The organism is Pararhodobacter sp. SW119 (assembly GCF_017811755.1).
GTDB lineage: Bacteria > Pseudomonadota > Alphaproteobacteria > Rhodobacterales > Rhodobacteraceae > Pararhodobacter.
Genome location: NZ_JADDJF010000075.1, coordinates 1 through 9399 on the forward strand (window position 1 = coordinate 1; position 9399 = coordinate 9399).

The window sequence follows — 9399 nt, forward strand, 5'->3', positions numbered from 1 at the left end:
CGGCAGCGCCCAGTCCGGCCCGAGCCGGACGTGCTGGAAGAACCGCTGCAACCGGCGGTAGGTCGAGGCAGTGAGCGCACTCCCCTCCCGCTCGCAGGCGATATGCCCGAGATTGACGGTGCGGGCGCTGATCATGCCCACCAGCAGCAGGCAGAGCGTCTCGAGACGGCTCTTGCTCAAATCCACATGCGGGCGCAGAAAAATCTCGAGGGCGGTGACGGTGCGTCGGGACATCGGGTCGCTTCCTTGGTCGGAGTCGACCAGAAAACCACTTCTTCACCCCCTCAGCCAGACCAGTGTCGTGTAGTGTGCCGGATTTCAACCTTCTGGACGCGCGGTCGAGGCCGGCGGCCGGCCCGCGGTTCGCCGCGAGCGGGGTCGCCACGGCAAGCCGTTCGCCCTCACATGCTCGGGGCGTTGCTGCCCGGTTCAGCGTATCCGTTCGCAGCGGGGTCCGGTGGCGCGCATGAACCCCTGACGCCGCGCGAGCCCCGCGTGCCGGGACCCTCTGTCCGACCCTGTGCCGGCGCGCGCGAAAGTTTCGCTCCGGTTAATTTACGGAAATAATCCCATTTTATCAGTGTCTTGAATTGCGGCCCGCTGGCGGACCACCCCCCTCATCACGATCTTTTCCGGCTACTTCGGGTCGTAGACATAGCCGATGCCGCGCACGGTGCGGATCGCCTCGGGCTTTTCCGGGTTCGTTTCAATCTTGCGACGGATCCGGCTGATGCGGATGTCGATGGAGCGGTCGAACGGGTCCCACGACCGATCGTGCGCGCCCTCGAGGATCTGGTCGCGGTTGAGCACGCGGCCGCGGTTCTCGGCGAAAAGCCTGAGGAGGTTGAACTCCATCGCCGTCAGCGGCACCTCGCCGCCGGTCTCGTCAAAAAGCTTGGCGGCGGGAATGTCGAGCCAGCAGCGCCCGAAGCGCCAGCGCCGACGCGCCGCGTCCGAGACCGGCGCCGGGGCGACCGCGCGGCGCAGCACCGCCTTGATCCGCGCCTCCAGCTCGCGCAGGTCGACGGGCTTGGCGAGGTAGTCGTCGGCGCCCATTTCCAGCCCGATGATCCGGTCGATGGTCTCGCCCGCAGCGGTCAGCATCAGGACCGGCACGCGCTCGGCCCCCGCGCGCAGGCTGCGCAGAACCGACAGCCCATCCTCGCCGGGCATGGCGATGTCGAGGACCACCGCATCCACCTGCGCACCCGTCAGGGCCGCGCGCAATTCGGCGGCGCTGGCGGCGAGGGTGGCGCTGAAGCCGCGCCGGGTCAGGTATTCGCCCAGCATCTCGCGCAGGTCGGGCTCGTCGTCGCAGATCAGCACATGCGGCTGGTCGATCACGTCGGTCATGCCGTGGCCTCCGGTGCGGCGTCCTCGAGCATTCGGCGCATCAGCGCGCGCAGGTCCGTGGGCGCGATGGGCTTTTCCAGCCGCGGGCGGCCGGTGCCGTCGAGAAAGGCGCGCGCCGCCGGGCTCATCGTGTCGCCGGTGACGAAGGCGATGCGGCGCGCCAGTTGCGGGTGGTCGCGCGCCAGCGCCTCATGCACGCCGCGCCCGCCGATCCCGGGCATGGCCAGATCCGACAGGATGACGGCGAAGTCCCCCGCCGCCGCCAGCCGCAGCCCCTCCTCGCCCGAGGCGGCGCGGGTGACGTCGAAACCCGTCTTTGTGAGGACTTCCCCTATCATGTCCGCGACCTCGTCCTCATCCTCGATCAGCAGAACCCGTGCCGGCGCCAGCGCCAGCGCCTCGGTCGGAGCACGGGGGGGAGCGTCGCGGGTCTGCGCCGCGGCCGGCAGGCGCAGGGTGAAGACCGCGCCACCACCGGGACGATCCTCGATCTCGATCCGGCCATTCAGGCGCGAAACCACCCGGTGGCAAAGCGCAAGACCGAGCCCGGTGCCCTCTCCCACCTCCTTGGTGGTGAAGAACGGATCGAAGATGCGGCTGCGCAAGGCTTCGGGCACGCCGGGGCCGTCATCCTCGACCATGAGTTCGACTCGTCCGCCAAGGTCGCGCGTAATCAGCTTTATCGTGCCGGCCCGGCCGGTCGCAGAAATCGCCTGATCGGCATTGATCACGAGGTTCATCACGACCTGCGCCAGCTGGTCGGCATCGGCCAGAACCGGCGGCAGCGTGCCCGTTAGCGCCGTCTCGACCTGCGCGCCCATCCCGCCGGGGCCGTGGCGCAGCGCGTCGAGCGCGGTCAATACCACCTTGTCCAGATCGACCGGGACCAATACCGCGGTCTCCTCGCGCGCCATTGCGAGGAAGGATTTAACGATCCGGGAGCAGCGCTCGGCGGCCTGGCCGATCTTGTCGATCCGGCGCAGCGTTTCGGGGTCGGTCGTCTCCTCGCGCAACATCAATGCATGGCCGACGACGACCGAGAGGGGGTTGTTCAACTCATGCGCGACGCCGGCGAGCAATTCCCCCAGCGCCGACATCTTCTCGTTCTGGAAGATCGTTTCGCGCTGCCGGGCAAGCTCGGCGCGCATCGCAAGTTCCTGCCGGCGGTCTATCAGGCTTGCCACCACCACGTCGGCGCCGCGGTGTTCGATCAGCCGGGCGGAAAGTGCAGCCGGGAAGCAGCGTCCGGTGCTGCAGCGCGCGGTGATCGACATCGCGTCGACGCGGCCGTCGGGCAGCAGCGCGGTAACGAAATCGGCACGCTCCTCTCGGCTGTCGAAGATCTCGTGCAGATCGCGGATCGGTCCGACGAGATCGGTCGCGGCGGGTGCGCGATAGAGCACCTGGCCGTCGGCGAGCCGCGCCATCAGGACTGCCGCCGGACAGGCCTCCAGCACCTCGCGCAGCATCGCATCGCCGGCGCGTTCCTGCGCGACAAGCTGGCGGCGGGCGGTGACGTCGCGCAGGGTCATTGTGAAGCCCCCGCCGCGGGTGGCGGCAAAGGACGCGGCGATCACCGCGCCGCTCGCCACCTCGACCTCCATCGCCTCGCGCGCGGCGTCCTCTTCCAGCCGCGCCTCGGCCCAGGCCAGGCGTTGGCCGGTCGTTGCGTCGATCTGCCCGCGCGCGACCGCCTCGCGCAGTAGAAGCGCGAAGCTGGTCCCCGGCACCAGGAAGGATGCGATGGGGGCATTCATTTCGCGAAAGCGGGCATTGCACAACACCAGCCCGCCCTCGGCATCGAAGAGCGCGAAGCCCTCGTGCAGCGCTTCGATCGCGTCGGCCAGAAGCGCCGGCGCGCGTTCGGCGACGGCGGGCGCGGTCTCAGACACGAGAGTCCCCCGGGATGGCCAACGCCGGCTCGCTCATGCGCCAGACCTCGACCCGGCTGCCGTCGTCCAATTGCCGTGGACCGAGGCTTTCGAGGTCGAAACGGCCATCGAGCGCGGCGACCGCCCCGGCATCGGCGCAGATCGTCATCGGTTCGGCCAGAAGCCGCAGTCGCTGCGCTCGCGTGACCGCGGGGCCGAACACGTCGTAGATGTATTTCTGCACCCCCACGACCGAGCCGACCACCGCGCCCGACGCCAATCCAATCCGGCAGTGCCAGGCATTGGGGTGGCTTTCGTTGCGCTGGCGCAGATAACGGATCAGCCGCACCGCGACATTGGCGACAGAACTGGCGTGATCGTCGAGCGCATCAGGCACGCCGGCGACGGTGACATAGACATCGCCGATGGTCTTGATCCGCTCGCAACCGAACTGCTCGCCGATCCGGTCAAAGGCGGTGTAGATGTCGTTCAGCTCGCTCACGATCACGCCCGGATCCGTGCGTTGCACCAGATCGCCGAAGCCCGCGAAATCGACCGTCAGAACCGACACGGGCTGATAGAGGCGCGGGGTGACCACGCCAAAGGTCTTGTACTCTTCGTAGACCTTGCGCGGCATCATGTTGAGAAGCAGGTGCTCGACCTGTTCCTTCTCGCGCTTCAGCTCGCGGGTGTTGCGCTCGACCATCATCGAATAGCTGTCGATCATCGATTCCAGCTCGCGGATGCGGGTGATGTTCTGGCAGACCAGGACCGCGATCCGCTGTCCGTCGTCGAGCGCGAGCGTGACGTCCATCGCCACGACCATGGTGCGCCGGCGCAGCTTGAAGGTGGTTTCCGAGGTGAAGCGTCCCCCCGCCTCCAGCGCCGTGGTCAGTTCGCCAAGGTCGAGCCCGGGGAAAAGGTCGCCCAGACGCGCATCCGGTTCTGGCGTGCCAAACCATTCGGCGAAGGTGTCGTTGTGGAAGCGAAACCGCAGCCCATCGGCATCGACAAGGGCCACGCCGACGCCGATGGCGCGCAGTAGTTGTTCATTGATCGCCTCGATGCTCATGGCTTCACCACAAACGTCCGCCGGCGGTCGAATTCAGCGACGACATGGGCCACGTCGTCGGCCGACATGCCGTGATCGGCAAGCGTCTGGGCCAGCATAGTCGAGAGACGGTCGAAATGCGCCGCGCCGATGGCCAGATGAGCATGGACGCGCGCGATCTGGTCGTCGGTGTAATGCGCCGGGCCGCCCAACAACATGGCGATGAACTTGGTCTGGTGATCGACGATCCTCGCCATGTCGACCTCGTCGAAAAACGGGCCGAGTTCGTCGTCCTCGAGTAGGCGGTCGTAGAAGTCGAGGACAATTCGGCTGACCTGGGCGAAACCCCCATAGCGCTCATAGACCGATCTATCCATGACCAATCCCTCGTGCCACCAGCGCGCGTCGATGCGCAATTATGCGCCTTGTGCGGGCGCGCTGGCAAGCGTCTTGACACGCGCCGCCCCATCTCATGCGGCCAACGCCGGCGCGGGCCGAGGATGCGCGACGGCAGCGCTCAGATGTGCGGCGATCATCGGGTCGACGATATGCGGATCGGTCAGCGGCGCCATGTGTCCGACCCCATGGATCAGCGCGAGTTGCGCATTCGGGATCGTTTCGGCGACCAGTTCGGCGGTGCGCAGCGCGGGCAACGGCGTCTCAAGCCCCGCGATCACCAGCGTCGGGCAGTGAAGCCGGCTCAGCGCCCGCGCCGTCAGGCCGGGAGCCGCAAGCGCGGTGAAGTTCTCCGCCACCCGATCCATCGCGGCCAGGATCAGCCCCTGAAGGCGTGGCGAGCTGCGCGCCCAGGCGCCGTCGCCGTTCCAGTAGTCGATGAAGCGCGCTGCTGCCTCGGTCCGCCGGCCAATGCGCAGGGTGCTGCGAACGTCGTCGGCGACACAGCCGATCTCGGCGCCGAGCATCCGGTCGGTCAAATCGTCGGCCATCAGCAGGCGAAACGCGGCAGGTTCGATCAGCGTCAGGCTGCGTACCGATTCCGGCATCGTGATCGCCACCGCCAGCGCCACCGCGCCGCCGAAGGAATGGCCGACCAGATGCACCGGCTCGCCCGCGGCGGCGAGCGCCGGGCGCAGGAAGGCCGCCTCGGCCGCAAGGCTTGCACGCGCCGCCGGCTGGCCGGAGCGGCCGTATCCTGCCAGATCCGGCGCGATGACCCGGAAGCGCGCGGCCAGATGCTCGCTCAGGCTGCGCCATTGCGCACCGGCGCTGGCCGAGCCGTGCAGCGCTACGACCGGCGCACCCGTCCCGGTGCTGGTCCAGTAGAGCGCGTCCTGCAGGGGTTGCGTCATTTCCATCGTCCCGTCTCCTGTCGCGGTGTTGCGTTGGCATCAGGGCTAAGGGGCGGGCGTATCCGTCGAGTGTCGGTGGCGGCGCGCCCGTGTTTCAGTTGTTTCAGCCTGCGAGCGGGGGCGACGAACGGCAACAATTGAAACGTGCGAACCCGGCGCGCGACGCTCGCCGGAAACGAACAATGGGCATAGTGGCCGCATCGAAACCACGATTGGGACAACCACCATGTTCACGATGATCAAGAAAGCCATCCGCCGCGGCGAGAAACGCAGCCGCCTGCGCCGCGAGATGTATGAACTGAGCCAGATGGATACGCGCATGTTGCGCGATATCGGCTTGACCCCGGGCGACGTGACCGCCGCCCGCCGTCGGCTGCGCTACTGGATCTGAGCTTTCCGGGCCCTTCCTTTCAAGGGCAGGTAACCACATGTCGAAGGCCCCCGTGGAACACCGCGGGGGCCTCCTTCATTTATCCGTCGGCCAGCACGGCACGCGGCGCCCTGCTGCCATCAGGCGGCCAAGTGCGCGGGTGCAAGTCTGTCAGCGAGCCATTCCTGTTCGGCCTTCATCGCCGCGCTCAGTTCGAAATGCAGCGCCTGCAGGCGATCCATGTCGCGCGGCAGCGCCGCGATCGCGTCGGTCGCGCGAAAGAGCGGAAGCGAGATTTCATCGCGCAGGGCCTGATAGTCTGCCAGCGCTTGCGCAGTGCCGTTCAGCGCCGCCTCGCCCAGCAACCAGCCATCGCGCAGGGCATCGGTTATGCCATGCGCGGTGATCGGGTCCTTGAAATACCCCGCATCCCCGGCAAGCGCCCAGCCTTGCCCATGCGCGCGCCGAAAATAGCCCGGCTCGCCGGCAAAGGCCCGCGGTCGATCGAGCATTCTCCCCGAAGCGACTTCGGCAGCGAGATCCGGGTGTACCTCGGCCAGGATGCGCTTGAGACTTGCGCTCAGATCGCCTCGCAATTCGGTCTGGTAGCGTTCGGGCGCGGCCGACACGAAGACGCAGTGCGCGCCGCCATTGGTCGGGATCGCCCCGGCGGCGATGCCGGGGCGATAATGCCAGCGCGTGCCGTGGTCGGTCATGCCGGCAACATAGGCGTAGATCACCGACGCAGCATGCCGGCCCACGCGCTCGACCGGCGCGCCGACCATCCGCGCCACGGACGAGCGTCGCCCGTCGGCGCCGATCACGAGACCCGCGCGGACCTGCGTTGTCGCGCCCTCCGGGCCGGTCAGCACAACGCCCCGCACGGCGCCATTCGAGCGGGTCAGAAGCCCCCGCAGCGCGGTCCGGTAGCGGATCTCGGCGCCGGCCTCGTTGGCGGCGGCGGCCAGGGTCCGGTCCAGCAGCCATCGGCGCGGCGAGAGGAGCGCGTCGACACCGTGTCCGGGCTTGATCGCGACCTCTGCGCGTTTGCTGCCGTAGTCGAAGATCGTTGTACGGATCGGTGGTATGCCCGCCGCGATCAGTTGGTCGAGAAGCCCCCAATTGGCGAGCAGCATCAAGGCGCCGCGCATCAGCGCATGGGTCGACAGGGTATCGGTCCCCGGCGCATCGCGCTCGACGACGAGCACCCGTGCCCCGCCGCGCGCCAGCGTCAGCGCCGCCGCCGAGCCTGCGCAACGCGCGCCGACGATCACCATGTCGTAATCGGTTCGCATCGTGATCCTCCCCTCAAGCCGCTTGGCGACGGTGGCCCAGAGTTGCGGCGAGATGCGCCGACAGCGCCACCGCGTCGCGCCCGACCCCGTCAATGAAGCTGGAACTGCGCCGGCGCAGAAACGGCAGGCCCAGCGCATAGAGGCCTGCCAGCGGCAGGACACCGCCCTCGTGGAGAAGCTCGCCCTGCGCGTCCAGAACCGGCAGGTCGAGCCAGCCATAGTCGCGCCGGTAGCCGGTCGCGAAGATGACTGTTCCGATACCGCGACCCCGGAGGTCGAGCGTGGCCGGTCCCGTTCGCGCCGCGTCCGGCGCCTGCCAGGCATCCGGGTCGGCGGGGGCGTCGAGCCCGGTGTGGTCAATGAAGGCGTCGATGCGCGCAAGCGTGCGATGGCACCGCGCCTCGGCAGCGTCGAGATCGGCGGCGAGCGTGCCCGAGAGCTTCAGCCGCGCGCCCTCCGCGCCGTGCGCATGGCCGACAAGCTGCACGCCCATCCGCGAAAGGACCCCCAGATCGACCGGGCCGCGCCCACTCAGTTGCAAGGATGGTTGCCGCCGGGCGGACAGCAGATTGGCTGCCTGGTCCCAGCGGTCGGCCAGAATCCCGGTGCGATCAAGCCAGTGGAAGATGTCGCGCCCGCGATATCGCCGCGGGATGCGGGTATGACGACCCACCGCCAGCACCACCTCGCGCCCGGCAGCGTGCAGCTCGCGCGCTATCTGCGCCCCGGTCGCGGCGGCCCCGACGACCAGCACGCCGCCCGGCGGCAGGTGGTCGGGCACGGCGTAGTCGGCACTGTGCAAGCGGTGTAAGCGACTGGGCAGGTCCGCCGCCCAGGGTGGAACAGCGGGCTGGTCACAGGCGCCCGTCGCGATGACGACGCAACGCGCCCGGATCGGGCCGGCATCGCTGTCCAGCAGGTAGCGCCCGCCATGTCGCGACAGCCGGCGAACGGCAGTGCGGTCGAGGATCGGTGCCGGGCGCGCGTAATCCTCCAACAAGCGGACCAAAGCCAATGGCGTCATGAACCCGTCCGGATCAGGCCCAGTGTAGCGATGCTCTGGCAGGCGGGTCATCCAGTTCGGGGTCAGCAGGCGCAGGCCCGCCCAGCGCAACGCGCGCCAACGTTCGGCGACAGCGCCGCGCTCGATCAGCAGATGATCGATGCCGCGGGCGGACAGGCAGCGGCTCATCGCCAGTCCGGCCTGCCCCGCGCCCAGGATCGCGACGTCGGTGCTGCGCATGTCGGCTCCTTTCTGGTATGCGCCGGCGCGGGGTTGCCGCGCCGGCAATTGCTGCGTCATGCAACTTTGTCGAAGCTGGCTTCGGGCTGGCTGAGCGTCGCGTTGACCTCGGCACGCCCGGGTGCAAGGAAGCTGGTGCGCGCGTACCAATCGCGGAAGCGGTGATGGTAGGGGGTGGCCATGATCCGGTCGAAGCCGAAGGCATGGCGCTGCTTCCCGCCGCTGCGGGGGGCAATCCAGGTAGTCATCGTCTGGTCCTTTCGTGAGATTGGTGCGGGCGGCGCCAGGGGTCGCCGCCCGGGCGCTCAGGCGTCGTTGACGCTGACACTCACCGGCACACCGTTCGACAGCACGTCGAACACCGCCGAGCGCGCCTTCGACTGTTCGACGATGCCGCGCAGCACCTCGGCCGGCGCGTTGCCGCGAATAGTGAAACTGGCACGAATGGCCGAAAAGCCGTTGCGCACCTTGTCGTTCACGCCAAGGATACCCTGCAGGTCGATATCGCCCTCCACCACCGAGGTGACCTCGTGGAGTTCCACCCCGCGCACCGCGGCGATGTTGCCGATCCCGGCGGTCAGGCAGGCGGCAAGTCCCTGCAGCAGGAACTCGACCGGCGTCGGGCCGGCATCCTCGCCCAGCAGCACGGTCGGATGGTCGCCATGGTAGGTGTGCGGCTTCTCGCGCTTGTGAGTTCCGCCGACGCCGTCGAAATCGTCGACGGCAATCGCGGATTGCGTGCCCGAAACCCAGCGGGCGCGGGCGCGGAACTTGAACTGGGCCAGTTCAGGCTGGGCGGCAACGGCATTGACCGTGGCGATCAGGTTGGGCGTGTCGACGCCGTTGAGCGGGGCTTTGGCAGGTTTTTCGAGAACGGAGGCGGTCATGGAGAACTCCTGTGTTAGA

The 9399-nt window shown here is 68.3% G+C and carries 10 protein-coding genes and 1 pseudogene; 1 reads left to right on the forward strand and 10 read right to left on the reverse strand.

All coding sequences use genetic code 11. From position 1 onward, the window contains the following. The 6 genes and pseudogenes from IM708_RS19205 to IM708_RS19230 form a co-directional block, all read right to left on the reverse strand. Positions 1 to 234 (reverse strand): annotated as a pseudogene (locus tag IM708_RS19205) (transposase); the annotation flags it as partial. A gap of 402 nt (positions 235 to 636) precedes the next feature. Next, positions 637 to 1353, reverse strand: a complete 717-nt coding sequence (locus IM708_RS19210; RefSeq protein ID WP_209428179.1) for a response regulator transcription factor — start codon at positions 1351 to 1353, stop codon at positions 637 to 639. Then, on the reverse strand, positions 1350 to 3245 hold the full coding sequence (locus tag IM708_RS19215) for an ATP-binding protein (RefSeq protein WP_209428180.1): 1896 nt from the start codon (positions 3243 to 3245) through the stop codon (positions 1350 to 1352). Before IM708_RS19215 ends, IM708_RS19210 begins: the two co-directional genes overlap by 4 nt. Then, complete coding sequence (locus IM708_RS19220; protein WP_209428181.1) at positions 3238 to 4296, reverse strand: adenylate/guanylate cyclase domain-containing protein; 1059 nt, start codon at positions 4294 to 4296, stop codon at positions 3238 to 3240. The genes IM708_RS19215 and IM708_RS19220 overlap by 8 nt, the downstream gene beginning before the upstream one ends. Next, positions 4293 to 4652 carry a group 1 truncated hemoglobin gene (locus IM708_RS19225; RefSeq protein WP_209428182.1) on the reverse strand — a complete coding sequence of 120 codons (360 nt, stop codon included), beginning with the start codon at positions 4650 to 4652 and terminating at the stop codon, positions 4293 to 4295. The genes IM708_RS19220 and IM708_RS19225 overlap by 4 nt, the downstream gene beginning before the upstream one ends. Positions 4653 to 4745: 93 nt before the next feature. Next, the gene (locus IM708_RS19230; protein ID WP_209428183.1) at positions 4746 to 5591 is read right to left on the reverse strand and encodes an alpha/beta fold hydrolase; all 846 of its coding nucleotides are present in this window, start codon (positions 5589 to 5591) and stop codon (positions 4746 to 4748) included. A gap of 220 nt (positions 5592 to 5811) precedes the next feature. On the opposite strand from IM708_RS19230, the gene IM708_RS19235 reads away from it, so the two are divergent. Next, positions 5812 to 5976: a DUF1127 domain-containing protein gene (locus tag IM708_RS19235; protein WP_209428184.1), complete on the forward strand. Its 165-nt coding sequence runs from the start codon at positions 5812 to 5814 to the stop codon at positions 5974 to 5976. A 119-nt stretch (positions 5977 to 6095) separates the two neighbouring features. On the opposite strand, the gene IM708_RS19240 is transcribed toward IM708_RS19235, so the two are convergent. Genes IM708_RS19240 through IM708_RS19255 form a run of 4 tightly spaced genes read right to left on the reverse strand, consistent with a single transcriptional unit; the run spans position 6096 to position 9380 of the window. Continuing rightward, entirely contained in the window at positions 6096 to 7250 is a 1155-nt protein-coding gene (locus IM708_RS19240; protein ID WP_209428185.1) for an NAD(P)/FAD-dependent oxidoreductase, read from the reverse strand. Between the two features lie 13 nt (positions 7251 to 7263). Continuing rightward, positions 7264 to 8493 (reverse strand): NAD(P)/FAD-dependent oxidoreductase, encoded by a 1230-nt coding sequence (locus tag IM708_RS19245; RefSeq protein WP_209428187.1) that lies wholly within the window; start codon positions 8491 to 8493, stop codon positions 7264 to 7266. Positions 8494 to 8549: 56 nt separating this feature from the next. After that, positions 8550 to 8741 carry a hypothetical protein gene (locus IM708_RS19250; protein ID WP_209428188.1) on the reverse strand — a complete coding sequence of 64 codons (192 nt, stop codon included), beginning with the start codon at positions 8739 to 8741 and terminating at the stop codon, positions 8550 to 8552. A gap of 57 nt (positions 8742 to 8798) precedes the next feature. Continuing rightward, positions 8799 to 9380, reverse strand: coding sequence for an OsmC family protein (locus IM708_RS19255; protein ID WP_209428189.1), 582 nt, complete (start codon positions 9378 to 9380; stop codon positions 8799 to 8801). Positions 9381 to 9399: the final 19 nt, after the last annotated feature.